Origin of the sequence: Silanimonas sp. (assembly GCF_044377035.1) — a bacterium.
Lineage (GTDB): Bacteria > Pseudomonadota > Gammaproteobacteria > Xanthomonadales > Xanthomonadaceae > Silanimonas.
Genome location: NZ_JBILJW010000001.1, coordinates 105,863 through 131,400, shown reverse-complemented (window position 1 = coordinate 131,400; position 25,538 = coordinate 105,863). Strand labels below are relative to the sequence as shown.

Genomic DNA, 25,538 nt, shown 5'->3' with positions numbered 1-25,538 from the left:
ACTGGATCAGTCCGCGACCTGGCGGATCTGCCGGAACAGGGCTTCCGCCGAGAGTCGCTTCGCGGCACCGGTCGGGCAGGCATCGACGCAGCGCGGGCCGCCCTTGATACCGGTGCACATGTCGCACTTCACGGCCTTCTTGACGACATCGCCTTCGACTTCGGGCTTGCGCTCGCCCGGCGCGGCACCGAGGCCGAGCAGCAGCCACAGCAGGCCACCCCCGGGCTTCGGCGGTGCTTCCGGTGCCATCTGGATCACCCCATAGGGGCAGTTGCGCTGGCAGTTGCCGCAGCCGATGCAGGCTTCGCTGATGGTGACTTCGCCGGCCGGACCACGACGGATCGCGTCGGGCGGGCAGTCCTTCATGCAGTGCGGGTTCTCGCAGTGGCGACAGGCCACCGGCAGGTGCACGCGGGCGAAGGTGGCGCCGGCCTCGCGCTTGAGGCGCGAGGTGCCGCCATGCGACTCGGCGCAGGCGGTCTCGCAGTTGTTGCACTGGACGCACAGGCCTTCGTCGATGACGAGCAGGTCGGAGGCATCGCCCACGCCCTGCTTGAGCAGGAAGCGCGAGAGCGCGCTGCCGTCCTCGACGTCCTGCTCGGCGGCGATGTTCTGCTCGGTGCGCGCCTGCATGATCCCTTCCAGCGCCTTGCGAAGCGCCGGCGTGGACTGGATCTGCTTGCGGATGCCTTCGGCCTCGAACACAAGCACCTCGGTCAGCACCGAGGCCGTCACCGTCGCGGTGCGCGCACCGCCGTCGAGCATGGCCATTTCGCCGACGTAGTTGCCGGCGCTGACATACGCGAGAACGCGGTCTTCGCTCTTGATGCGCTTCGACACGGCCACCGAGCCGCGGCGGATCAGGTAGAGGCCGTCGGCGGCGTCGCCTTCCTTGAACAGCACCTGCCCGGCGTTGAAGCGCTTCAGCGTGACGCCGCGGTCGATCATCGCGTCGATCACTTCGGTGCCGAGCAGCGGGCCGATGTAGTTGAACACCGCGTTGCGCACGAAGGCCTGGTCGATCTTGTCGCGCAAGCGCTCGGAAGCGCTCATCAGCTTCAGCATGGTGCGGCGCGGCGTTTCGATCAGCACGCAGTTCAGGCCGGCCGACACGGTGGCGGTGCGACGGCGGCCGGAGAGCAGGCCCATCTCGCCGAAGAAGCGCCCGGCGCCGAGCACGACGGCGCGACGGTTGCCCTCGTCGCCGTCGGTGTCGATCTGCACGTTACCGCCGATGATCGACCAGAAGCTGTTGCTGTAGTCGTTCTTCTTGAAGACCACCGCATCCTTCGGCAGCACGTGGACGGTGCTTTCCAGCAGCAGCTCGCGGCGCTGAAGCTTGGTGAGCGTTCCGAGCAAGGGGTGCCGCCCGATTTCGTCGACCACGGTCGAGGCCGCCACGCCGGGGCGCCACGCTTTCAGGCGATCGCGCAGCAACGGCTCGTCGACCGGCTCGACCACGTCGCCGTTGAGGGTGTCGACGACTTCGTGGCCCTGGTTCATCGCCTGCTTGATGAGCGGGTAGCCGCCCAGCGCGCCGACGATGAACAGGCCGGGCACGTTCGATTCGTAGGCCTCGGACAACACCGGGATGGCCGAGGGATCCTCGTTCGGGAACTGCACGCCGAAGCTTTCGACCAGCTTGCGCGGCGGGATCGCGCCAGCGCGGACGATGATGCGGTGGCAGGGAATGCTCTGTTCGCCCACCTTGCCGTTGAACACGAAGCTCATCAGCGGCGGCTTCGCACCCGGCGCGAGCTTCGGATCGGCCGGTGGGGGATCGACGCGCGCGGCGAAGGCCGAATGCCAGATGCGCACCTTGCCGGCGCGCTCCTGCGCCTGGATGGCGTCGCGGTTGGCGTCCTTGCAGACCGTGAACTCCTCCTGCCGGTTCATCAGGTGCACGGTGTTCTTCGCGATCAGGCCCATCGCGTTCTCGATGCCGGCGTCGCCGGCGCCGACGACGATCACCGTCTCGCCCTCGTACTCGTCCGGGTCGGACAGCGTGTACTGGACGTTGGGATGCTCCTCGCCCGGCACGCCCATCTTCCGCACGTTGCCTTGCAGGCCGATGCCGAGGATGACGTTGCGCGTGGTGTAGCTGCTGCCGTCCTCGCAGCGCACCGTGAACGGCGCGGCCTTCGGGTCGCGGTCGATGCCGTTGACGCGCTTGCCGTGGAGGATGTGGATCCCCTGCGTGGCGAGTTCGTCGTTCCAGGTGCCAAGCACGGTCTCGCGCTTGCCGGCCGCGAAGCTCATGCCGCTGCGCAGCGGCAGGAACCCGGGCTCGGCCATCACGTGCTTGCCCTTCTGGTACTTGAAGATCGTGTCCGACGGGTGCGGAGCGGCCTCCAGCAGCACGTAGCGGTTGCCGCGGGCGGCAGCACGCGAGGCGGCGGAGAGGCCAGCCGGCCCGGCGCCGATGATGACGACGTCGTATTCGGCGGGGCGATCGTGAGCACGCACGGCCATGGCTCAGCCCTCCGTTCCGGCCGGCGCGCGGACGGCGCCGGCCAAGGCATCGAGGGCCGCGCGGAAGCGCTCGGCCCGGTAGGTGTCTTCCCCCGCCAGCGTCTCGCGGGCGCGGGCCAGCAGCGGCCGCAGCGCGGCGGCATCCGCCAGCTGGCCGTCGGCAGCGAGCTGCTCCAACAGCGGCGCGATAGCCATATAGGCCTGCTCCGCACCGGCGTAATCGCTGTACTCGCCGCTACGACCGATGGCGATTAACCGCTGCAGCACGGCGCGCATCTGCGCGGCATCGAACGCCTGCGCACGGAGCACCGGAACCAGCGCATCGAGGCGGGCGATCAGGCGGCGCAGCGCGGCTTGGGGATCTCCCTGCCCGGCCGAGACGGCGGCATGCACGCCGCGCACCTCGTTGCGGAAGGCCGCAGCCTGATCGGGGACCACGGCCTCGGTGATGGCACGCAGCATCAGCAGGTGGCCGTCGTTGACGCGCACGCGCCCAGGGCCGATGCCGAGACGCGGCGACCAGCGGTTCGCGCTCATCGGCTTGTGGCAGGCGTGGCAATCGAAGGCAGAGAGTTCCGGGAACAGGCCGTCGCGGCCGCGCGTCGGATGCGCCAGCGTTTCGAGCATCGCCTTCGCACCGAACAGCTGGCCCAGCGCCCAGACGCGCCCGGCAGAGAAATCGCCTTTGCGCTGGCGCCAGTCGGCATCGATAGCGTAGTGCGGCGGCTGCAGGGCGGCGAAGGTGCCCACTTCGAAGCCGAGGCGCGGATGGCCGGCACCCATGATCCGGTGCGTCACCCAACGGTCGCCGTCACCGACGTGGCAGGACGTGCACAGCCGCGCCTGGCCGACCGGATCAGAGGTCGGGTACAGGCCGTTGGCGAGGTTCTTCGCGTGCGACGCGTCGGACGACGTGTGCGACGCCACCCAGCGCTCCGCCGGGCCGTGGCAACCCTCGCAGCTGATCCCGTCCGAGAGCACGAAGCGCTCGCCGCGCTGTTCGGCGGGTGGCGCATAGGCATGGCAGGCGAGGCATTCCGGTGCTTCGTGCGCCGGCGTCGAGAGGCCGAGCTTCCGCGCGATCGACACGCTCGCGGGCGTCAGCAGGGTGGCGTAGGCGCGGGTGTGGCGATCGAGCCGCGCCCAGGTGGTGTACTCGTTGTGCAGCACCACGTCGTCCCAGGCCAGCACCGACCCGTGGCAGGTGCTGCTGGCGCACGTGACGGTGCCGAGGCTGGTGCCGGAGGCGCGATCGGGCATCGGCTGCCGCAGCGCGTTCTCGGCGCGGATGGCGTCGTCGGACGGCGTCCATGCCACCGGCGTCGAGCTGGCGCCGGGCGTGGCGAAGGCAGGGAGCACCGGCGCCATCGCCAGCAGCAGGATGACCAGAGCATCGCGCGGGATCATTGACGGGCTCCAGCAGCGGGCAAGGTGTTGCGGACAGTCCACACCGTCCCGTCCGGGTTCAGGTACAGGCGCTGCATCTCTTCGAGGTTGAACGGCCGCGAGCCGAGCCGGCCGAACACCGCGATCTGACCGCCGGTCTCGTCGACGGCGCGGTCGCGGTCGAGGCCCTTCGAGAGGGCGATCGCCGGGCTGCGGGTGGCGCGGCTGGCGATCAGCGCCGGCTTCGGCTCCGGGGAGAAGCCGTAGAAGTTCGGCTGGCTTTCCGGCGAGGTGAGCTGGATCACCCGCAGGCCGTTGCGTCCGTCGGCAACGTAGGCGAACAGCGAGGCATTGGTCGAACCGACCACCACGTCGCGTGCATCGTTGATCGCGCCGTCCGCGGTGAAGCGCGTCAGCAGCGTGGGCGCCTCGGGCCGCGTGACATTGATGATCGCCAAACCTTCCGCGCCGGCCGCGACGTAGGCATAGGTGCGCGCGACGTAGACGCGGCGGGCATCCTGCAGCGCCACCGAAGTGGGCAGCAGGCGCGGAGCGCGAGTGTCGGTGAGGTCGACCACGTGCAGGCCGCTGCCGGCGGTGACGAACAGGTAGCGGAACTGCACGGCGGTGGCGCGGGCGTCGTCCAGCGCGACGAAGGCCAAGGCCTTCGGCTTCAGCGGGTCGTCGAGGTCGACCACCTGCACGCCACGCGGCGTGGTGACGTAGGCGTAGTGGCCAGCGACGACGATGTGGCGGGCGCCAGAAAGCACGCCACCCTCGTTCCACGTGGCCGCACGCTCGAGGAAATTGTTGCGCGGCTCGCCGTCGGCGAAGGTGTCGACCTTCACCACGATCAGGCCTTCCTCGGCATCGACCACGAAGGCGTAGTGGTAGATCGGGTGGAAGGGCTGCTCCTGGTTGGTCACCCGCATCAGCTCGCCTTCGTTCTTGAACGGGGCGATCGGCTGGTTGGTGGGCAGCGCCATGCAGGTGGCGTTCTTCGACGGCACGTGGGCGTCGTGGCCCAGCGGCGAGAACGGCGCGCGGATGATCCGCTGCGAGAAGCCCTTGTTGGGCAGCGAGGCCGCGTCGTAGACGCGGAAACCGCCCTCGCCTTCCGCCACGTAGACGTATTCGCCGCGCATCTGGATGCACTGCGCCGGGCCGTCGCTGTCGATGCCGTAGGCCTCGCGGAGCTGACGGTCGCGCGCTTCGTGCTGCCGGTAGAAGTCCGGATACGCCATGCGCTGCAGGTAGCTGCCGATCACCGCCTGCGGCTCGTCGAGTTCGGTGACATTGACGCCCTCGACATGGCCCTCTTCGCCCACCAGCGCGTAGCCGCCGATGAAGTTGACGAAGTTGGTGCCCTGCAGCAGCAGCTGGGCCATGATCGCGTTGTTGTCGCCATTGCCCGAGACGTGGCAGTCCTCGCACTGCTTGGTTTCGGTGAGGCGCTCGGTGTGCGGGTAATGCGGCGCGAAGGCCTGCGAGGAGAAGCCGCTGGAGGCCACCGGCGGCTGCTGGATGTAGATGCGCTCGCGGTTGATGTTCTGCGAGCTCAGCACCAAGGCCGAGCTCGAGCGGATCGGCGCGATGGTGTTGCCCTTCACCGTGCCGTGCAGGCCCAGCTGGAACACGTCATCACGCACCACCTGCACGTTGTAGGTGGCGTAGTTGCGCGTCTCGCCACCTTCGTAGTGGTTGCGCTCGGTTTTCCAGTTGGCCTGGATGGGCAGGTGGCAGCCGGAGCAGCTGGTCGTCCACGACAGATGGCAGGTGTAGCACTCCATCTTGTCGTCGCCGTGGGCCAGCTCGACGTCCGAGGCGTTGGCGAAAGCGGCCTCGGCGTTCCACTCGCCGTTGCGGGCCGCCGCCCCCATCTGCGTGAGCTTGGCGCGAGCCGCCTTCTCGTTGTAGTCCGCGTTGGCCGGGTTCACCGAATCGCGCGTGAGGCTCATCTTCCACTCGAGGTCCGGGTACAGCGCCGAACGCTGGTACAGCGCGCCATCGCGCCATTCGAAGCGCGGCCGGCCGTCCTGCGTGCGCAGCAGGGAGAGGTCCATGCCGCCGGGGCGCGCCGCCGGCCCGGACGTGGTGAGCGTCGGGTAGGCCCGCGCCGTGCCGTGGCAGTCGGCGCAGTCGATCTCGATGGCGGCGGCCACTTCGCCATAGATGTGGCCGTTGCCGTGCATGTCCTGCTCGAAGTGGCAGTCGACGCAGTGCATGCCCTTGTCGAGGTGGATCGACGAGAGGTGCACGGCCTTGTCGAACTTCTCGGGGTCGTCGTTGGCGACCTGCGCCCCTTCGGCGTCGAGCAGGTTCCCCTCGCGGTCACGCTTGAAGACGGCGCGGAAGACCCAGCCGTGGCCGTGGTAGTCGGCGAACTGGGTGTCCTTCAGGGTCGGGTTGAGCCGCGAGATCTCGGCGAGGTACTCCGGGTCGGACCACTTGCCACGCACGACCGCTTCTTCCGGATTGCGCAGGTTGATCTCGCGGATCTCCGCCGCCGTCGGGTAGCGCTGCTCTTCCGGCCACAGGGCCGCGGCATCGCTCTCGTAGTCGGTCTGCACATAGCCGTAGAACGAGTTCACGTAGATGTTCGGCTGGTGCATGTGGCAGACCATGCACTGCGAAGACGGGATCGAACGCGTGAACGCGTGCTGGATCGGGCTGCCGCGCGTGCCGGCGGGGATGGTCGGGTCGACCGTCGCCGTCTGGCCGCGGTTGCCGTGCACGGCGTAGGGGCCGGAATGGCGCGGATCGCGGTCGTTCGCGTAAACCGTGTGGCAGGCGGTGCAGCCCGAGCTGCGGTAGTCGCCGGGGTTGTCGTTGGTGCCCAGCATCCACAGGTGCGGGTCGTTGAGCCGCGTCTTCGTCAGGTTGATCACCGGCACCGCGATGCGGCTGCCGGTGCCCGGCCCGCGGTTCGATTGGCGCAAATCGGGGCGTCCGGGCTCGTCGAGGCGCTGGATCTGGCCCAGCGAATTCGGCAGGCCGATTTCGGGGAACTGCGAGTTGATGACGCGGCCGCCGCGCTCGAAGACGCGGAACACGTCGGCCGGCGGCACCGTCTCCCAGGCCGGCAGCGGCGCGAGGTAAGGCAGCACCCCGCGCGCGGCGAGGGCCGGGTCGCTGGCGTCGACCGGGTTCCGGAGCAGGGCCGGCGTGCCGTCGCGCGAATAGGCTTCGCCGAGGTTGTAGATCTTGTTCGGCAGGATGCCGTTGTTGTACGCCGCACCGCCCCAGAGCATCGCGGAGGTGGCCATCAGGCTGCGTTCCTGCGCCTGGATGATCGGCAGGTGGCAGGCGCCGCAGGCCTCGCGCGCGATGCGCAGGTCGCCGGGGTTCACGAAGCGCACGTAGGCCGGATGCTCCTGCGTCCAGCGCGCCATGCTGTGCTTCGGGTTGCCCGGCCCGTGGCCGAAGGTGCCGACGTCGGCAGGCAGCACGTGGGCCGCATCTTTCAGCGCCGTGTAGGCCTCGCTGTCCGGCGCCTCGCTGCCGCGCCGCACGGCGGGATCGCCGCCGTGGCAGTCCGCGCAGCCCAGCACCACACCGGGGTTGGCGTGCATGGTCGGCTGGTCGGTCTTCTCGTGGCAGGTGGTGCAGCCCACGGATTTCGTATCGGCGAGCGTCTGCGGCTGCCGCGCCGGGGCCGCGGGGAACTCGTGGTAGGTGCGTTCGACCTTCTCGATGCCGGCCGAGCGCACAGTGAGCGACACCGAGCCCAGCGCCAGCGTCACGCTCAGCGAGAACAGCGCGGCGCGCAGCCGGAAAGTGGAGCGATGGACGTTGGCGTCGGTCATGGGCTCAGAAGGTCAGAAGCACGTTGACGATCCCGGAGTACAGCGTGCCCTGCTCCGTTCCGTAGAAACGCTGGAGGCCGTCGCCCGGCTTCAGCACCGCCAGCGAGCCGTTCACGACGATGTTCTGGATGAACAGCGGTCGCCACTGCACGCCCACCGAGGCATCCCAGCCGATCGACTTCGGCGGCGGGGCCTCGTTGCGAAGCACGCCCAGCACTTCCGTTTCAAGGAAGCGCAGGTGGTTGACGTTGGTGGTGATGCGCAGCTCCGGCGTCAGGTCGATGTCGGCGCCCACGCCGGCCAGCGCGAGGCCGGGGTTCACGAAGTTGGACTGCCCCTGCTCCTTCGACGAGCGCAGGGAGGGCAACAGGCCGTTGCGGCCGCTCAGCGCGACGCCGCCACCGCCGATCAGCGGGATGGTCTGGCGGATGAAGTAGCTGGTGTCGGCACCGGCGAACTGCGGGTTCTCGAAGATCGCATCGAAGCCGGTGGCCTTGCCGTCGTAGGGGTCCTTGTCGCCGCTGGCGTAGAGCAGGCTGGCGCGCACGCGCACCCAGCTGAAGTCGCGCGACAGCTCGCTGGCATGGAAGAGCGCGCGGATGCTCTGCGAGCGCTGGGCCAGCGGATGGCGCTCGTAATCACCCAGCGCGACATAGGTCGTGGTGGTGAGGTTCAGCCGCGACTTCGGGAACCACGAGGTGAGGTGACCATCGCCGCTGACGCCGAGGTAGGTGACGTTGTAGCGGTGCGGCCGCAGGTCGCCGAGGAAGGCCGGGCGCACCAGGAAGCCGTTGGTGTCGTAGCGGAAGCGGTCCTCGCGGTTGCGGTTGTGCACCACCGTGGCCTGCGAGGTGAAGCCGAGCCTCGGCCAGTCCTGCCGGTACACGTTCGCCACGAAGACGTCGTCGTGGCGCAGCGGCTCGGTGATGTCGTTGAGGCCGCTGTTGGTGTCCTTCTCCATCCGGCGGAACCACGCCAGGTTGTACTGCCAGAAGTTGTTGTCGCGATTGCCGAACAGACGCACGCCGAAAGGCTGGTCGAGGAACAGGAAGCCGCGGAAATCGCTGGTGAAGGGCTGGATGCCGATGCGCAGGCTGTCGAAGTCGTAGCGGTCCGACACGTTGCGCAGGTGCTTGTCGTAGAACAGCTCCTGCAGCCCGAAGAAGGTGTCGGTGCGGGTGCGGCCGGCCTCCGGATCGATGCGCAGCAGTCCGGATTCCTGCGCCACGACACGGTTGATGTTGATCACCGGGACGATGCGGTACTCGTAGTCCGGCGGCTTGAAGGTGGTGTTGCCCTTGATGGCCGAGGCGCTGAGGATGAAGGTCTGCGCGCCGATCTCGAAGCGGTTGCGACCGTAGATGTCGTTGCCCTGCCCCGGCGTGCCGATCACCTGCGCCACCGGCACCGGGAAGCGGCGCGCCTCGCCGAGCGTGTCGCTGACGAGGTTCAGCGCGAGGAACCAGTCGCTGCCCCATTCGAGGATGGGGAAATCGCCCTTCAGCACGTTCTGGTGGTACGGGTCGTACCAGGGGAAGCGGTAGCCGAGGCCCTGCATGATCCGCCAGCGGTCCGGCACCGACACCGATTCGCGCGGCAGGTTCGGCAATGGCGCCTCGACCTGGCCGGGCTGGGGCGGCGGCAGCGTCACCAGCGGTGCGACATCGCCGCCGGGACGCACCAGCGGCTCGATGGCCGGCGCCGGCACGCCATCCGCGCCCACCACGCGCGGTGCGCCCGGCGCGCGCATCGGTTCGACGTTCCATTGGCCGTCCGGCAAGCGCTCGCGCCGCAGCCAGGCCGTGCCGCCCTCGGCCGCCATGGCGCCGCCGCGAACGCGCACTTCGATCCACTCGCCCCGGCTCGCCACGACTTCGAGCAGGCGACCGCGGGCCACGTCGAAGCGCGGCTCCGCATTGGCACGCGCGGCCGCGACAAGCACGAGGCGCGGCGCCATCACCTGCACGAGGGCGACGTCGGCGCGGGCAGCGACAGGCGGCGCTTCCGAATCGGCGCGTGCCGGCATCGCCCCCGACAGCGCCAGCGCGGCGGCGCAGGCGCCGGAGAGGTTCAACGGGCGCAAGCGCGCGCGGAGCCGGCGAGTCATCGGCGGTCCTCCATGCGTTCGCGACGCAGCAGTGCGGGGATCTGCGGCAGCGCGGCGGTCACCGGCGCCGCCCCCGTCGTCGGCAGGTCGCCATCGCCGCCGCAGACGTTCTGCGCATCGCTGCCATTGAAGGGCGACTGCGGGCACTGCACGTAGCGCAGGCCGAGTTGGTCGGCGCGCTTCGCCAGCGGCGCGTGACCGAGACCGCCGCCGCGCCAGCGCCCCGCTCGGGTGATGCCGAGGAAGGCGATCATGTCGTCCTGGTCGACGCCGTCGCCGGAAACGCCCACGGCACCGACCAGCACGCCGTTCCGGTAGATCGGCACGCCGCCGGGGAAGATCTGGATGCCGTTGTCGGCACCGATGGCCGCAGCGGTGCAGCGGTTGATGACCGGGCCACCCGGCGCCAGCGAGGCGGCGAGGCCCGGAAACACCAGGTCGAGCTGGAGGCCGACGTTGAACGGGCTCCAGTTCGGCTTGCTGCTGGCGAGCGGCCCGCGCGAGCGACCATCGATGCCATCGGGAAACAGCGGCCGCGCGATGTTGCCGATGGCGCGCGCGGTGAAGGCGGTGCCGTCGGCGAAGATCGTCGGGCGCTGGAAGAAGGCCACGGCCGCGCGCGGATCGCCGTTGAAGTAGAAGGCCTGCTGCGCTGCGGAGTTCGCCGCCGCGATGCGCGCCGCGGCGTCGGTGCGCGAGAACAGCGCGGCCGCACGCGCCTTCTGAAGCGAGACGTCGATGCCGAAGATCGGCGCGTCCGGCGTGCGGCCGATGCCGAGCGCCACGCCTTGGGCATCGACCACCGACACCGTCACCTGCGCCGGCGAGCCGAGCGGGATGCGGATCTGCGCGCGCGCGGCGTTCGCGACGGCGAGCGCTTCGTCGAGCAGGCTCACCACGTCGTTCGCACTCAGGCCGGTCGCGGCGATCGGGGGATAACGGTTGCTGCCATCGGGATTCAGCAGGCCGTGGGCGCCGCCGGCGAGGTTGACGTTCTCGCGCGCCACGCCGGATTCCGGCAGACCGAAGATGCGGCCCGTGCGAGGACCATCCGAAGCGACGTAGTAGCCGCCGACATCAACGAAGGCACCTCCGTTGGGCACGGTGGCCGTGGTGGCCAGCAAACGGCCATCGGCGTCGGAAAAGCGCAGGCTCACGCCGCCGGCCGTGACGCGCTCCGCACGGATGCATTCGGGCGGCGCGAAGCCGGCCAGCGCCGAGTGCGCGATCACTTCCTCGGGATCGTTGTCGAAGTCGAAGGGGAAGAGATCGAGGCTGTAGGTGGGCGCACTGCCAGCGATGACGCCGATGCCGCCGACCACGCTGCCGCCCTTGTAGAGCGGGAAACCGCCGGGGTCCGCGGACAGCCCGAGCGGCGAGCGGCGCGGGCCGATGCCGAGGGCGCTGCCGGCCTGCACCAGGTCGCCGCAGGGCAACTGGCTGAACTGCACGCCGAACAGCGGCCCCGAGGGCACGTTGCGGATGGTCGGCGGGAAGTGGTCCTGCACGATGAAGCTGGCGGTTCGCGTGCTGAAGGCCTGGCCCGACGACGACAGGTAGGCGCCGGTGACCGCTTTCGCGATGGCCGCCGCCGTGCTCGGCACGACCAGGCCTTCGAGCCCACCGCCGCTCGACACGCCACTGGTGATGCGCACGGTGGGTGCGGCACCGGTGGTCTGGAACACCGCCAGCACGTTGCCCACGCGATCGACGACGGCGATGGTGGCCGGCTGGTTCAGGCGCTGCGCGACGTCGGCCGCCTGCGCCACCACGCGACCCACATCGGCGGATTCCAAGCGCTGGTTCGGCGCGGCCGGGCCCGGGCAGCGGGCCACCGCCCCGGAAGAAGCTGCAGCCAGCATCAGAACGGCAGCGAACGTCGCGCGATGTCGCGCGGCGCTGCGGGGGCGACGGCGCGGCCGGCCCGATGCCGTCATTGCGCCTCCGTCGGCACCGGGCGGCCCGCGAGTACGTCCGCCTCCTGCAGCGCGGCGTGGGCCGGGTGGTAGTCGTGGCACAGGCCACAGTCGGACCGCACCTGGGTCGGTTCGGCCACGGCGCCCGCATGGCAGTCGCGGCAACCGGCAATACCCGGCATCAGCACCTCGCTGGCGTCCGTCGAAGTGGCCGCCGCGTGGCAGGCACTGCACTCGGTCTGCACGTGCGCGGCGTGGCTGAAGCGGGCGCCCGGCATCCAAGGATGCACCGGCGCCACCGGATCGATCCGGTACTGCGGCAGATCGCCCCCCGGCGAGCCGGGCGGGCCGTTCTCGGCCACGCGGGTGACGGTGTGGCAGACCGCGCAGGCGCGCTTCTCGAACAGGTCGGTGGCTTCGATGCGCGCGAGGGCCAGGGCATCGCCGGGGCGTCCGACGAATCGCGCATCGGCCGCGTCCGTCGCACCGGGCCGCTGCACCGCGCCCGGAACGGCCTCGGCGCGGCGTGGATCGGTGTTGTTCGCGGCGAAGCTGTAGAACTCGCGGATCATCGACAGCGCGTCGTCCACCGAACCGTGCGGGACGCTGCGGCGGGCCAGCGAGGTCTCCAGCGTGAGCGCGTGGCAGCTCTCGCAGTCGGTTTCGAAACGCACCGGCTCGAAGCCCAGCGCGTCCTCGGTCGCGCGATGGCAGCTGCCGCAAGCGAGCGTCTGCGGGCCCTCCGGCCCATCGATACCGGCCTTCAGGTGCACGTCGTGCGGGAACTTCAGGCCGGTCGGCTCGATGGCCGGCTCGGCATCGAGGCGCAGCTTGCGCAGGGCCCCGCCGTCCCCGGCCACGCGCACCGCGAACTCCGGATGGGCGTCGCCGAAATCGCGCACGTCGAGCAGCCCCAGTTCGGGCTTCCGCGCGGCCAGCTCGGCATGGCAATCGACGCAGGCCGGCCCGGATTGCGCGATGTTCTGCAGCGCCAGCCCCTGCGCGCCCTGGTGCTCGCGATGGCAGGTGGCGCAGCGCGGTGCCGGATCACCGGCGATCGGCGGCGAGGGCCCGCCGTGCGTCGTCACCGTGAGGTGGCAGGCGGTGCAGTCTTCGTCGCGCACGCGGGCGAAGGGCTCGCTGTGGCAGGCGCGGCAGTCGAGGGACAGCGCCGAGTGCGCGGAATCGAGCGGTCCGGCATCCCAGACGCGATCCCAGGCATGGGCGGTCCGATGCGCCTGGATGTCCTCCGCGCTCACCGCCGTCATCCTCAGCGCGTCGCCGGCCGCCGCACTCGCCTGCCGTTCGGCAGCCGAGTTCGACAACCACCAAGGCACCAGCGCCAAGGTCGCGAGGGCGGCCAGCAGCAGGGTCCACGACAGCAGGCGACGGCCGCGCAGGGGCCGACGCAGGGCGTCGAGTTCGGCGGCATTCGGGTCGGAGGGCGAGCTCGAGGCCATGGGCTACCAGTAGGTGAAGACCGCGAGGATGTGCGCCAGCAGCGCGCCCAGCAGGGCCAGCGACAGCGGCACGTGCACGACCAGCCACACTTCCGTCCACGCCCGCAGGCGCAGGTAGGCGCGGATGCGCTTCAGCTGCTGCAGGCGACGGAACTGCAGCGCGAACAGGTCGCGCACCTCGCGCTCGGAAGCGCGCAGGTCCGTGCGCAGGGATTCGACCGCCGCCGTCGTGGCACAGCCCGGCACGCGTCGGAACAGCCGGCGCCAGCCCGGCAGGCCGATCGGCGCCTTGGCCGAGGCCTCGACAAGCTCGAGGAAGCGCGGCGAGATCGTTGCCGCCAGCGCACGGGCCTGCCCGTCGATCTCGCCCAGCGCGGCGGCGTGCTGCTCCAGCGTTTTTCCGTCGAGGAGGTCGCTCATCAGGCCGGGATTGCGCAGGTACACGCCGACGCCCCACACGCCACTCGCGATCACCGCCACCATCAGGCCGTAAGCCAGCGTGTGGACGTTCCAGCCGAACTGGAATCCCGTGTGCAGGGTGGCGACGACCAGCAGCGACAGCCCGAGGTAGACGTGTGCCGACAGCCAGCCGCGAACGGTGCCCGCGCCGCCGAGGTACTGGCGTTTGCGGATTCCGAACAGCAGCAGCCAGACGATCAGCAGGGCCCCGACGGTGCCAAGGGTGTAGCCGAGCACCGTGCCGCCCCCCGGCCCGAAGCGCGGGGTGTCGACCGCGTACCAGGTGATGCTGGCGGCCATCAGCAGCGCCGACCACTTGAAGTAGCGCAGACGCTCGTGGCTCAGGATGTTGTCATTCGCCATCCGCGCGTCCCCTTGGCAAGCACCGGCGGCCACGCCGCGGACCGCGGCGTGGAACGTGATGCATGGCTCGTTTTCCCCTAGGGCCGATTAGGCCGCGACGGCCCCGGAGCGTCAAGACTTTGTGCACGCGCCTCGCGATCCGACCCCGCGGCGGCTCGGGCCGACCCGTTCCACGCGCGGCCGAAGGGCTAAACTCCGCGGCCTCATGACGCTTCCCAGCCTTCCCGCCGCGCCGCTCCCCGCCCGCGGCCAGCAGCGCGCCGACTGGCGCCTCCCCGTCAACCCGACCGCTGCCGCGCTCGCGATCGTCGAACGCGCGCACCGCCATGAAGGCCTCGTCGTGGCCGTGGCGCGCGACACGGCCGCCGCGCTGCGTCTCGAAGCCGACCTGAAGGCGCTGGCACGCGGCCTTCCGGTGCTGCACTTCCCGGACTGGGAAACCCTGCCCTACGACCTGTTCTCGCCGCACCCGGACATCATTTCGGAGCGTGTGGCGGCGCTGTACCGGCTGCCGGCGCTGAAGCGCGGCGTGCTGGTCCTGCCCGTCTCCACCCTGCTGCAGCGCCTCGCCCCGCCGTCGTGGGTGGCGGGCAACGTCCTGGACCTGAAGAAGGGGCAGAAGCTCGACCTCGACGCAGAAAAGCGCCGACTGCAGGCCGCCGGCTACCGCCACGTGCCGCAGGTGAATGATCCGGGCGACTTCAGCGTTCGCGGCGCGCTGCTGGACCTGTTCCCGACGGGTGCCGCCGAGCCCTACCGCATCGAACTGTTCGACGACACCATCGATTCGCTGCGCAGCTTCGACCCCGAGACGCAGCGCTCGATGCACGCCATCGAGGCCATCGAACTGCTGCCGGCCCGCGAGTTCCCGCTCGACGAAGCCTCCTGCAAACGCGCCCGCGAGGCGATGCTCGACCGCTTCGACGTCAATCCGCGTCGCTGCCCGCTGGTCCAGGACCTCAAGGAAGGCGTGGCACCGGCCGGCATCGAGTACTACCTGCCGTTCTTCTTCGAACGGACCGCCAGTCTGTTCGACCACGTGCCAGCCAATGCGCTGGTGGTGCTCGATACCGGCTGGGAGCCCGCGGCCGAGCAGCAGCTCGCCCAATGCGCGCAGCGCTGGGAGCAGCGACGCCACGACATCGAGCGCCCGGTGCTGCCGCCGGAAGACCTGTGGCTACGCCTCGACGAGCTGCGCGCCGCACTGAACCGCCATGTCCGCATCGAGCAGGTGCCGCCGGAGCACCCCCGCTTCGAGAAGGGCCTGACGCTCGATGCGCAGCCGGCGCCCAACCTGCCGCTCGCCGCAAAGGGCGAAGCCCCGGCCGCCGCGCTCCGCGCCTTCCTGTCGAGCTATCCGGGACGAGTGCTCGTCGCCGCCGATTCGCCGGGACGCCGCGAAGCGCTGATCGACGTGCTGGCGGCCGCCGACCTGAAGCCCCCCACGGTGGCCGATTGGGCGTCCTTCCTCGCCAGCGACCATCGTTACGCCATCGGCGTCGTGCCGCTCGATGCCGGCTTCGCGCTGACCGAACCCGCGATCGCGGTCCTCACCGAGCGCCAGCTGTTCCCGGAAAAGGCCGAGCAGTCGCGCCGCCGCACGCGCCGCGGCGTGCGGGACCCGGACGCCATCATCAAGGACCTGTCCGAGATCGGCGTCGGCTCGCCGATCGTCCACGAGGAGCACGGCGTCGGCCGCTACCGTGGCCTCGAGGTGCTGGAGGCCGGCGGCGTCGCCGGCGAGTACCTCGTCATCGAGTACGCCAAGGGCGACAAGCTCTACGTGCCGGTCTCGCAGCTGGAGCGCGTCTCGCGCTACTCGGGCGCGTCCACCGAACATGCCCCGCTGCACAGCCTCGGCGGCGAAGCCTGGGAGAAGGCGCGCAAGCGCGCCGCCGACAAGGTGCGCGACGTCGCCGCCGAACTGCTGGAGATCCAGGCGCGGCGCCAAGCCCGGGCCGGCCTCGCCCTGCCGGTCGACCGCGCGATTTACGAGCCCTTCGCGGCGACCTTCCCGTTCGAGGAAACGCCCGACCAGCTCAGCGCCATCGAAGCCGTCATCACCGACCTCGCCAAGCCCTCGCCGATGGACCGCGTGGTCTGCGGCGACGTCGGCTTCGGCAAGACCGAAGTGGCGGTGCGCGCGGCCTTCGTCGCTGCCGCCGCCGGCAAGCAGGTGGCGGTGCTGGTGCCCACCACCCTGCTCGCCGAGCAGCACTACCGGAACTTCCGCGACCGCTTCGCCGACTGGCCGATCCGCGTCGAGGTGCTGTCGCGCTTCAAGTCGGCCAAGGACGTCAAGGCCGTGCTCGAGCAAGTGGCCGAGGGCAAGGTCGACGTGATCGTCGGCACGCACCGGCTGCTGCAGGAGGACGTCAAGTTCAAGGACGTCGGCCTCGTCATCGTCGACGAGGAGCAGCGCTTCGGCGTGCGGCAGAAGGAGCGCCTGAAGGCCCTGCGCGCCGAGGTGCACCTGCTCACGCTCACCGCCACGCCGATCCCGCGCACGCTGAACATGGCCATGAGCGGCCTGCGCGACCTGTCGATCATCGCCACGCCACCGGCGCACCGCCTCGCGGTCAAGACTTTCGTCGCGCCGTGGGAGAACGAGACCGTCGTCGAAGCCTTCCAGCGCGAACTGGCCCGCGGCGGCCAGGTGTACTTCCTGCACAACGAGGTCGACACCATCGAGAAGATGGCCCGCGACCTGCAGGCCCTCGTGCCCGATGCCCGCATCCGGGTGGCGCACGGCCAGATGCCCGAGCGCGAGCTGGAACAGGTGATGCTCGATTTCCACCGCCAGCGCTTCAACGTGCTGGTGTGCACCACGATCATCGAATCGGGCATCGACATCCCGAGCGCCAACACGATCGTGGTGAACAGAGCCGACCGTTTCGGGCTGGCGCAGCTTCACCAGGTGCGCGGCCGCGTCGGCCGTTCGCACCATCGTGCGTATTGCTACCTGATCGTGCCGCCCAAACTCACCGGCGATGCCGAGAAGCGGCTCGAAGCGCTGGCCGCGATCGAGGAACTCGGTGCCGGCTTCATGCTGGCCACGCACGACCTCGAGATCCGCGGCGCCGGCGAGCTGCTGGGTGAGGAGCAGAGCGGCCAGATCGCCGAGGTCGGCTTCTCGCTCTACACAGAACTGCTGGAGCGCGCGGTCAAGTCGATCAAGGCCGGCAAGATCCCCGACCTCGATGCCGGCGCCCCGATCGGCCCGGAGATCAACCTCAACCTGCCCGCGCTGCTGCCCGACGACTACCTGCCCGACGTGCATGCGCGCCTCACGCAGTACAAGCGCATCAGCGCGGCGAAGTCCGTCGACCGCCTGAAGGAACTGCAGGTCGAGCTGGTCGACCGCTTCGGCGTGCTGCCCGATGCGGCGAAGCACCTGTTCGCGGTGAGCGAGCTGAAGCTCGATGCCGCGCGACTGGGCATCCGCAAGCTGGATCTCGGCCCGACCGGCGGACGCCTCGTGTTCGATTCGAAGCCGAACATCGATCCGATGTCGGTGATCCGGATGATCCAGGGCCAGCCCAAGGTCTACGCGATGGACGGCCCGGAGAGGCTGAAGATGAAGCTCGAACTGCCCGATGCACCGAGCCGTCTCCGCGCCGCGCGGGCGCTGTTCACCACACTGGCGCAGGGCTGAGCGCGGCATGCGTTCGGCGCACCGACCGCACGCTGCCGCCCTTCCGATCCTCCAGGGCGAAGGCATCCAGCTCGGTCCGTGGCCGGAACGCGACGCTGTCGCCGATGCCGCCGCACTGGCCCGGCTGCACGCCGACCCGCACGCCATGCGCTACTGGAGCACCGCGGCGTGGGCACCGGATGACCTGCCACGTGCCCATGCCTTCCTCGATGACGTCGAGGCCGGCGCACGCGGGGGAAAGCTGCTGCGGTTCGCGGCGCGGCGGCCCGGATCGCCTGGGCTGGTCGGCTGGGTCACGCTCTTCCGCATCGACCCTCCGCGCCCGCGCACGGAGATCGGCTACCTGCTCGATCCCGCGCTGTGGGGACAGGGCTTCGGCCGGCGGATGGTCCACCTCGCCCTCGATCACGCGTTCGTTGCAATCGCGGCGCAGAAGGTCGAAGCGGACGTCGATCCTCGCAACGCGGCGTCGTGCCGGCTGCTCGAAGCCTTGGGGTTCCAGCGCGAAGGCCCGCTGCGCCAAGGCTGGCGCAGCGGCACGGAACGGCAGGATTCCGCGATCTACGGGCTCATCGCCAACGAGTGGCGCGGCTGAAGGCCCTCAGGCCGCCGCGCCAGCCGGGGTTTCGAACCACGACAGCATCGCTTCGGCGCCGTCGGCATCGGTGGGATGCACGTACTCGTTGCGCTTGTTGCAGTAGCGGTAGTCCTTCGACCACTCGGCGGCGTTCAACACGCAGGCACGCACCGCCTCGACCAGCGCGTGGGCCTCGTCGTCCGTGGTGGTCGGGTGGATGGACAGTCGGATCCAGCCCGGCTTGTCCGAGAGATCACCGCTGTCGATCTTCTCGGTGATCGCCCGCGATCGGTTCGGGTCGACGCTCAGCAGGTAGTGGCCGTAGGTGCCCGCGCACGAGCAGCCACCGCGCACCTGCACCCCGAAGCGGTCGTTGAGCAGGCGCACGAGCAGGTTGTAGTGCAGGTCCTCGACATAGAACGAGAAGATGCCGAGGCGCTCCTCGAGGTGGTCGGCCAGCAGGTGCACGCCCGGGATCGCACGAAGCCCGGGCATCAGGATGTCCCGCAACTCATGCTCGCGCGCGAGGATGTTCGCGACGCCCATCTGCTCCTTGAGCCGGATGGCCATGGCGGCCTTGATGGTTTGCAGGAACGCCGGCGTGCCGCCGTCCTCGCGGGCCTCGACGTCATCGACGAAGGCGTGCTGCTGCCAGGGATTGGTCCAGTTCACCGTGCCGCCACCGGGCTGGTCCGGCACGCGGTTGTGGTACAGCGCGCTGTCGAAGATCAGCACGCCGGGCGTCCCGGGGCCACCGAGGAACTTGTGCGGCGAAAAGAAGATCGCATCGAGCTTGCTCTCCGGATCGGCGGGATGCATGTCGATGTCGATGTAAGGGGCCGAAGCCGCGAAGTCGACGAAGCACAGGCCGCCGTGGCGATGCATCACCTTGGCGAGATCGTGGTACGGCGTCTGGATGCCGGTCACGTTCGAACAGGCAGTGAAGGCACCGATCTTCAACGGCCGATCGGCGTACTCACGGAGCAGGCGATCGAGCTGGTCGGGGCAGACCAGGCCGCGTTCGTCGGCCGGCACCACTTCGACGTCGCAGATGGTCTCCACCCACGACGTCTGGTTGCTGTGGTGCTCCATGTGCGTCACGAACACGATGGGGCGCCGCTCCGGCAGCGTGACGTAGGCCGCGAGCTGCTCGGGCACGCGCAGGCCGAGGATGCGCTGCCACTTGTTGATCATCGCGGTCATGCCGCTGCCCTGGGTGATGATCACGTCGGACGGGCCGGCGTTGACATGCTGCTTGATGATCGCCTGCGCCGCCTGGTAGGCGCGCGTCATCAGCGTTCCCGTCGTGTTGGATTCGCTGTGCGTGTTCGCCACGAAGGGCCCGAACCGCTCGAGCAAGGCGCGCTCGATCGGTGCATAGAGCCGACCGCTCGCGGTCCAGTCCGCGTAGCGGATCGCCTGCTCTCCGAACGGCGACCGGAACGTCTGGTCGATGCCGATGATCTGTTCGCGGAAGGGGGTGAAGCGGGATTCGAGCGACGTCGGCACGGTGGACCTCATGGGCGGCCGCGCGATGGCGCGGCTCAGCGGCCGGCCAATTTTCGCAGAGAAGCGTACTCGTGCACGAACCAGCCGCTTCCGCCGTCACGCGCAAGGGACACCGCCGCCCCGGCCACGGCACTGGCTTCGATGGCGCGAAAGCGCGCCAGCGGCCCCCAGAGCAGCGGGTTGTAGAGGGGCGCCAAGCGCTGGGCCAGATGCTCGCCGGGCCGGCGCTCGCCACGCTCGCCCAGCAGCAGGCCGGGGCGCAGGATGTCGACGCGCGGGAAGTTCTGCTCGGCCAGGCCACGCTCGGCTTCGGCCTTGACGCGAAGGTAGAAGTTGCCCGATTTCGCGTCCGCGCCGACCGAGGACACGAGGATGGCGTGGCGCGCCCCGAGGGCCCGCGAGAGCGCGGCGAATTTCAGGACGAGGTCGCGATCGACGGCCACGAAGGCCGCCTGGTTGCCCGCCTTGCCCATCGTCGTGCCAAGAGCGCAGATCCAGATGTCCGCCTTCAAGCCGGCGAGACTGCGGCGCAGACCGCTGTCGGTGCGGCGCTCGGCCGTGCTGGAGTCGTAGACGATATTGCGGAGACGAGGCGACTGGGCCATCAAGGGCGTGCGCGTCGGCGCCACGACCTCGAAAGGCTCGCCCGATGCCAACAAGCGCTTCAGCACCTGCCCACCGACCAGCCCCGACGCCCCAGTCAACAGCACCCGGCGGGTCTGCGCGTCGGTTTCCGGCAGCGGCAGACGAGCCTGCATGGCGACGTGGTGGGGGCGTGAAGGACGCCCGAGGCTAGCACGGGCTTCTTTCCGGAAATCCGATGGCCGCCACGGTTTTGCGCCGTGAACGCGGACGGATGACGAAACGGAATCATTCCCGCATAATAACCATTCGCATTTGCAACTCGTCCGGACCATGACCCGCCGCACCCCGCTTTCGCTCGCCCTCGCCCTTGCCCTCGCTCCCCTTCCCGGCCTCGCCGCGCCCGCCCCGGCCCCCGAACCGGCGAACGCCAAGCGCACTTTGGCGACGATCGAGGTGGTAGGCCGCCTGCCCGCCCCGGAGACGGCCGAAGGCAGCGCCACCACCCTCGATCAGAGCGTGCTCGTGTCGGCGCGCGCGCTCACCGTGAACGAGGCGCTGCGCAAGGTGCCCGGCGTGACCGTCCGCGACGAGGAAGGCTTCGGCCTGCGCCCGAACATCGGCATCCGCGGCAGCAACCCGACGCGCTCGACCAAGGTGCTGATCCTCGAGGACGGCCTGCCGGCGATGTATGCGCCCTACGGCGACAACGCCAGCTACTACCACGCGCCGATCCAGCGCTATGACCGCATCGAAGTCCTGAAGGGCGCCGGCCTGCTGCGCTTCGGCCCGCAGACGATCACCGGCGCGATCAACTACATCACCCCGATCCCGCCGGAAGAGGCCGCCGGACACGCGGAACTCTCCGCCGGCACGCGGGGCTACCGCGCGCTGCACGCCAGCGTCGGCGGCAACAACCTGCTGGTCGATCTCGGCCACAAGCAGGGCGACGGCGCCCGTGACAACACCGAACTCGAGCAGACGGACCTGTTCGCGAAGTACCAGTGGCAGGTGACCGAGCAACACGCCCTGACCTTCCGGGCCAACACGCTTCGGGAAAAATCCGAGGTCGGCTACTCCGGCCTCACGGATGCCGAGTACCGCAACTTCGGCGCCGAGTACTACCCGTTCGAGGACGACCTCTTCGACATCGAGCACGGTGCGCTCTCGGCCAGCCACGCCTGGACCCCGCGCGAAGGCCTGCAACTGCTGACCTCGGCTTACTACACCGAGTTCGTCCGCGACTGGTGGCGCCAGTCCAGCACGACCTCCGACACGCAGTGCGGTACCGCGTTCCGCGATGCCCGCCTGCGCGGCGAGCGCGTGAATCCGGCGCTGTGCAACTCGGCCCAAGGCCGGCTGCGGCGGTACTACACGTGGGGCGTGGACACCCGCCTGACGTGGGACACCAGCCTGTTCGGGACGGCGGGCAACAGCGAGGTGGGCCTGCGCTGGCACGAGGAGGACCAGGTGCGCTTCCAGGTGAACGGCACGTCCCCGGCCGCGCGCACGGGCACCCTCGTCGAGAACAACCTGCGCACGGCGGAAGCGCTGGCCGCCTTCGCCACGACCACCTTCGATCTGGGCGCGCTGCAGCTGACCCCGAGCGTGCGTCGCGAGGACATCGAATTCACCCGCCTGAACCGCCTGCCCGGCGGCCTGGGCGGCTCCGACGACGTCGCCGAAACCACCTGGGGCCTGGGCGCCAACTGGTTCGTCAGCGACGCCGTCGTGCTGTTCGCTTCGGTCCACGAAGGCTTCGCCCCGCCGCGCGTCGAAGACCTGATCGCCGGCAACGGCACCAGCGTCGCCGTGGGCGCCGAGGACAGCCTGAACCTCGAACTCGGCCTGCGCACGCGCTGGCAGGGCATCGACATCGAGGCCACCATGTTCCGCACCGACTTCGACAATCAGGTCGTGGTGGGCTCGATCGCCGGTGGCAGCACGCCGCTGGCGCAGGGCGAAACCGAGTACGCGGGCTTCGAATTCGCCGCGGGCATGAACCGCGGCGCGCTGCAGCGACGCAGCGGCGAGTTCTACGCCAACCTGGCCGTCACCTGGCTGCCCACCGCCGAACAGAGCACGGTGCTACGCCGCGTCGACACCGGCGCCGCCGCCAACGGCAGCCTGGCCGGCAACCGCCTGCCCTACGCCCCGGACCTGACCACCACCTTCCGCGTCGGCTACGTGCGGGGCGCCTGGGACGGCTCGGTGGAAGTGCAGCAGATCGGCCGCCAGTGGGGGGACTTCGCCAACTCGCGCCACCCGGTGGTGAACGGCGACGGCCAGTTCGGCCAGCTCGACGGCTACGCCACCTGGAACGCCACCCTGAACTACGAACCGACGGGCAGCGCCTGGAGCGCCTATGTCGCGGTGAAGAACCTCACCGACCGCGAGTACATCGTCGACCGCACGCGCGGCCTGCTGTTCGGCAACCCGCGGCAGATCGTCGCCGGCCTGCGCTACGGCTGGTAAGCCCCGGCGTATGCTCGGGGCTCCCCCGCCGGAGCCCCGCCATGCGCCAGCCATCCGCCCGCCGCCGCGAACTGCTCGCCGCGCTCCTTGTCGGCCTCCCCGCCCTTGCGGCGGCACCCTCGCTGCTTGCGCAGTCCGGCCTGGAGCGCGCCCTGCAACGCATCGGCGGCTCGCGCGGCAGCGCGGGGGCCCTGACGTCGTCGGACGCTGCCGGCGGCATCAAGGAAGCACTCGCCCAAGGCGTCGACCGCTCGGTGCGGCAACTGGGCCGGCCGGACGGTTTCTTCCGCGACCAGGCGGTCAAGATCCTCGTGCCGGATCGCCTGAAGCAGCTCGCCGACCTCGCGCGCAAAGCCGGCCAGGGCGCGCGCGTCGACGCCTTCGAGGAATCGATGAACCGCGCCGCCGAGAAAGCCGTGCCCGCAGCCGCCGGCATCCTCGCCGACGCGGTGCGCGCCATGACGGTGCAGGACGCCATCGGCATCGTTCGCGGTGGCGGCACCTCGGCCACCGACTACTTCAAACGCAGCAGCGGCGAAGCCCTGTTCGCATCATTCCGCCCGATCGTGGCGCGACAGACCGCCAGCGTCGGCGTCACCGAGAAGTACAAGGCCTTCAGCGAGCGTGCGGGTGGCGGCGCCTTGGGCGCGCTGCTCGGCGGCGGCGGTCGCGACGGCCGTTCGGCGTTGGACCTCGACGATTACGTGACGAACCGGTCCATCGACGGCCTGTTCCACGTCATCGGCGGGCAGGAGCAGGCGATCCGCTCGAACCCCACCTCGCGCAACACCGACCTGCTCCGGCGAGTGTTCGGCTGAGCCCGGCGATTCAGGGCGCGCCGCGGGCTTCGCGCCACTCGACGCCCGCGAGGACCACCAACACGAGTGCTTCGACCATCACGTAGGCCGCGGCGACGTTCGTCACCGTGTCGCGGAATGCCCAGACCGCGATCAGTGAGGCGAGCGCATAAGCGAAGTTCGCGAATGCGAGCCGCCGAAGTCGGGGCGCGGGCGGCGACTGCCGCCACAGCGCCATCGCACCAACAGCGGCCATGCCGACGGCGACGCCACCAAGCCCCCACCAGACGACCGACGGCACGCCACTCTGGACGACGCCGCTCGCCAGCAACCCCAACGTGATCGCGGCGGTGAGCGCCGCGCCCGCCGCATCGAGGACGAGCAGCCGCCGCAGGCGCGACGACGGCTCGCGGGCCCTCACTCGACGACCACCGGGATGCCGAGGCTCTTGGCGATGCGGCCCTTCCACTCGGCCGGGCCGGTGGTGTGCACCGACTCGCCGCGCGAATCCACGGCGACGGTCACCGGCATGTCTTTCACCTCGAACTCGTAGATCGCCTCCATGCCGAGGTCAGCGAAACCGACGACCTTGGCCGCCTTGATCGCCTTCGACACGAGGTAGGCCGCGCCGCCGACCGCCATCAGATAGGCGCTCTGGTGCTTCTTGATCGCTTCGATGGCCACCGGGCCACGCTCCGCTTTGCCCACCATCCCAAAGAGCCCGGTGGCTTCGAGCACCTGGCCGGTGAACTTGTCCATGCGCGTGGCCGTGGTGGGGCCGGCCGGGCCGACGACTTCATCGCGCACCGGATCGACCGGGCCGACGTAGTAGATGAACTTGCCGCGCAGATCCACCGGCAGCGCCTCGCCCTTGTTGAGCATGTCGACCATGCGCTTGTGAGCAGCGTCGCGACCGGTGAGCAGCTTGCCGTTGAGCAGCAGCACGTCGCCGGGCGTCCAGCTCGCGATCTCTTCCTTGGTGATCGAATCGAGGTTGACGCGCTTGCCCTTCGAGGCGTCGTAGGTGAGCTCCGGCCAGTCCTCCAGCGAGGGCGGCTCCAGCATCACCGGGCCGCTGCCATCGAGCGTGAAGTGCGCATGCCGGGTGGCCGCGCAGTTCGGAATCATCGCCACCGGCAGGTTGGCCGCGTGGGTCGGGTAGTCCTTGATCTTGACGTCGAGCACGGTGGTCAGGCCGCCAAGACCCTGAGCACCGATGCCCAGCCGGTTCACCTTCTCGTAGAGCTCGATGCGCAGCTCTTCGGCACGATTGGACGCCCCGCGCGCAATCAAGTCCTGGATATCGATCTCTTCCATCAAGGATTCTTTCGCCAGCAGCATGGCCTTCTCGGCGGTGCCGCCGATGCCGATGCCCAGCATGCCCGGCGGGCACCAGCCGGCACCCATCGTCGGCACGGTCTTCAGCACCCAATCGACGATCGAATCCGAAGGATTCAACATCGCGAACTTCGACTTCGCCTCCGAGCCACCGCCCTTCGCGGCGACGATCACGTCGACCTTGTCGCCCGGCACGACCTTCATGTTCACGACGCCAGGCGTGTTGTCCTTGGTGTTGATGCGCTTGCCCGCCGGATCGGCCAAAACGGAAGCGCGCAGCTTGTTGTCCGGGTGGTGGTAGGCGCGGCGCACGCCCTCGTGGCACATGTCCTCGACGCTCATCGTGGCGTCCCAGCGCACGTCCATGCCGATCTCGAGGAACACGGTGACGATGCCGGTGTCCTGGCAGATCGGGCGATGCCCTTCGGCGCACATGCGCGAGTTGATGAGGATCTGCGCCATCGCGTCCTTGGCCGCGGGGCTTTCTTCTTTCTCGTACGCGGCCGCCAAGGCCTTGATGTAGTCGACCGGGTGGTAGTAGCTGATGTACTGCAAAGCGTCGGCGACGGACTGGATGAAGTCCTCTTGCTTGATGACGGTCATGGCATGGCGGCGCGGCGCCGCGGGCTGGGGAAA

The 25,538-nt window shown here is 69.7% G+C and carries 15 protein-coding genes; 4 read left to right on the top strand and 11 right to left on the bottom strand.

What is annotated here, in order from left to right:
• Window positions 1–6: 6 nt before the first annotated feature.
• From ACIQ6S_RS00630 to ACIQ6S_RS00600, 7 genes are all read right to left on the bottom strand, one after another.
• Complete coding sequence (locus ACIQ6S_RS00630; protein WP_397606643.1) at window positions 7–2,472, bottom strand: cyclic nucleotide-binding domain-containing protein; 2,466 nt, start codon at window positions 2,470–2,472, stop codon at window positions 7–9.
• A gap of 3 nt (window positions 2,473–2,475) precedes the next feature.
• On the bottom strand, window positions 2,476–3,879 hold the full coding sequence (locus tag ACIQ6S_RS00625) for a multiheme c-type cytochrome (protein WP_397606642.1): 1,404 nt from the start codon (window positions 3,877–3,879) through the stop codon (window positions 2,476–2,478).
• A complete protein-coding gene (locus tag ACIQ6S_RS00620; RefSeq protein ID WP_397606641.1) occupies window positions 3,876–7,664 on the bottom strand; it encodes a hypothetical protein in 3,789 nt (1,262 codons plus the stop codon). Before ACIQ6S_RS00620 ends, ACIQ6S_RS00625 begins: the two co-directional genes overlap by 4 nt.
• Window positions 7,665–7,668: 4 nt before the next feature.
• Window positions 7,669–9,771: a hypothetical protein gene (locus tag ACIQ6S_RS00615; protein WP_397606640.1), complete on the bottom strand. Its 2,103-nt coding sequence runs from the start codon at window positions 9,769–9,771 to the stop codon at window positions 7,669–7,671.
• Window positions 9,768–11,567, bottom strand: a complete 1,800-nt coding sequence (locus ACIQ6S_RS00610) for a heme-binding protein (RefSeq protein ID WP_397606639.1) — start codon at window positions 11,565–11,567, stop codon at window positions 9,768–9,770. The genes ACIQ6S_RS00615 and ACIQ6S_RS00610 overlap by 4 nt, the downstream gene beginning before the upstream one ends.
• Before the next feature lie 137 nt (window positions 11,568–11,704).
• Window positions 11,705–13,147, bottom strand: a complete 1,443-nt coding sequence (locus ACIQ6S_RS00605; protein WP_397606638.1) for a cytochrome c3 family protein — start codon at window positions 13,145–13,147, stop codon at window positions 11,705–11,707.
• 3 nt (window positions 13,148–13,150) lie between these two features.
• The gene (locus ACIQ6S_RS00600) at window positions 13,151–13,969 is read right to left on the bottom strand and encodes a hypothetical protein (protein ID WP_397606637.1); all 819 of its coding nucleotides are present in this window, start codon (window positions 13,967–13,969) and stop codon (window positions 13,151–13,153) included.
• Window positions 13,970–14,174: 205 nt separating this feature from the next.
• Here ACIQ6S_RS00600 and mfd point away from each other — a divergent pair, with 205 nt between their 5' ends.
• Window positions 14,175–17,624 carry a transcription-repair coupling factor gene (gene mfd / locus ACIQ6S_RS00595; protein WP_397606636.1) on the top strand — a complete coding sequence of 1,150 codons (3,450 nt, stop codon included), beginning with the start codon at window positions 14,175–14,177 and terminating at the stop codon, window positions 17,622–17,624.
• 7 nt (window positions 17,625–17,631) lie between these two features.
• The gene (locus ACIQ6S_RS00590) at window positions 17,632–18,219 is read left to right on the top strand and encodes a GNAT family N-acetyltransferase (protein ID WP_397606635.1); all 588 of its coding nucleotides are present in this window, start codon (window positions 17,632–17,634) and stop codon (window positions 18,217–18,219) included.
• Window positions 18,220–18,225: 6 nt separating this feature from the next.
• Here ACIQ6S_RS00590 and ACIQ6S_RS00585 read toward each other — a convergent pair whose 3' ends face one another.
• On the bottom strand, window positions 18,226–19,710 hold the full coding sequence (locus tag ACIQ6S_RS00585) for an aminotransferase class V-fold PLP-dependent enzyme (RefSeq protein WP_397606634.1): 1,485 nt from the start codon (window positions 19,708–19,710) through the stop codon (window positions 18,226–18,228).
• A 35-nt stretch (window positions 19,711–19,745) separates the two neighbouring features.
• On the bottom strand, window positions 19,746–20,468 hold the full coding sequence (locus tag ACIQ6S_RS00580; RefSeq protein WP_397606633.1) for an NAD(P)H-binding protein: 723 nt from the start codon (window positions 20,466–20,468) through the stop codon (window positions 19,746–19,748).
• A gap of 157 nt (window positions 20,469–20,625) precedes the next feature.
• Here ACIQ6S_RS00580 and ACIQ6S_RS00575 point away from each other — a divergent pair, with 157 nt between their 5' ends.
• Both ACIQ6S_RS00575 and ACIQ6S_RS00570 read left to right on the top strand, forming a co-directional pair.
• The gene (locus ACIQ6S_RS00575; protein WP_397606632.1) at window positions 20,626–22,767 is read left to right on the top strand and encodes a TonB-dependent receptor family protein; all 2,142 of its coding nucleotides are present in this window, start codon (window positions 20,626–20,628) and stop codon (window positions 22,765–22,767) included.
• Window positions 22,768–22,808: 41 nt separating this feature from the next.
• Window positions 22,809–23,585, top strand: coding sequence for a DUF4197 domain-containing protein (locus tag ACIQ6S_RS00570; protein WP_397606631.1), 777 nt, complete (start codon window positions 22,809–22,811; stop codon window positions 23,583–23,585).
• A 10-nt stretch (window positions 23,586–23,595) separates the two neighbouring features.
• Here the strand turns inward: ACIQ6S_RS00570 and ACIQ6S_RS00565 are convergent, their stop codons facing one another.
• Both ACIQ6S_RS00565 and ACIQ6S_RS00560 read right to left on the bottom strand, forming a co-directional pair.
• A complete protein-coding gene (locus ACIQ6S_RS00565; protein ID WP_397606630.1) occupies window positions 23,596–23,985 on the bottom strand; it encodes a hypothetical protein in 390 nt (129 codons plus the stop codon).
• Window positions 23,982–25,505: a fumarate hydratase gene (locus tag ACIQ6S_RS00560; RefSeq protein ID WP_397606629.1), complete on the bottom strand. Its 1,524-nt coding sequence runs from the start codon at window positions 25,503–25,505 to the stop codon at window positions 23,982–23,984. The genes ACIQ6S_RS00565 and ACIQ6S_RS00560 overlap by 4 nt, the downstream gene beginning before the upstream one ends.
• Window positions 25,506–25,538: the final 33 nt, after the last annotated feature.

Coding starts and splice junctions, on each gene's coding strand:
- ACIQ6S_RS00630 (WP_397606643.1), bottom strand. CDS start 2,472: ATGGCCGTGCGTGCTCACGATCGCCCCGCCGAATACGACGTCGTCATC.
- ACIQ6S_RS00625 (WP_397606642.1), bottom strand. CDS start 3,879: ATGATCCCGCGCGATGCTCTGGTCATCCTGCTGCTGGCGATGGCGCCG.
- ACIQ6S_RS00620 (WP_397606641.1), bottom strand. CDS start 7,664: ATGACCGACGCCAACGTCCATCGCTCCACTTTCCGGCTGCGCGCCGCG.
- ACIQ6S_RS00615 (WP_397606640.1), bottom strand. CDS start 9,771: ATGACTCGCCGGCTCCGCGCGCGCTTGCGCCCGTTGAACCTCTCCGGC.
- ACIQ6S_RS00605 (WP_397606638.1), bottom strand. CDS start 13,147: ATGGCCTCGAGCTCGCCCTCCGACCCGAATGCCGCCGAACTCGACGCC.
- ACIQ6S_RS00600 (WP_397606637.1), bottom strand. CDS start 13,969: ATGGCGAATGACAACATCCTGAGCCACGAGCGTCTGCGCTACTTCAAG.
- mfd (WP_397606636.1), top strand. CDS start 14,175: ATGACGCTTCCCAGCCTTCCCGCCGCGCCGCTCCCCGCCCGCGGCCAG.
- ACIQ6S_RS00590 (WP_397606635.1), top strand. CDS start 17,632: ATGCGTTCGGCGCACCGACCGCACGCTGCCGCCCTTCCGATCCTCCAG.
- ACIQ6S_RS00580 (WP_397606633.1), bottom strand. CDS start 20,468: ATGCAGGCTCGTCTGCCGCTGCCGGAAACCGACGCGCAGACCCGCCGG.
- ACIQ6S_RS00575 (WP_397606632.1), top strand. CDS start 20,626: ATGACCCGCCGCACCCCGCTTTCGCTCGCCCTCGCCCTTGCCCTCGCT.
- ACIQ6S_RS00570 (WP_397606631.1), top strand. CDS start 22,809: ATGCGCCAGCCATCCGCCCGCCGCCGCGAACTGCTCGCCGCGCTCCTT.
- ACIQ6S_RS00560 (WP_397606629.1), bottom strand. CDS start 25,505: ATGACCGTCATCAAGCAAGAGGACTTCATCCAGTCCGTCGCCGACGCT.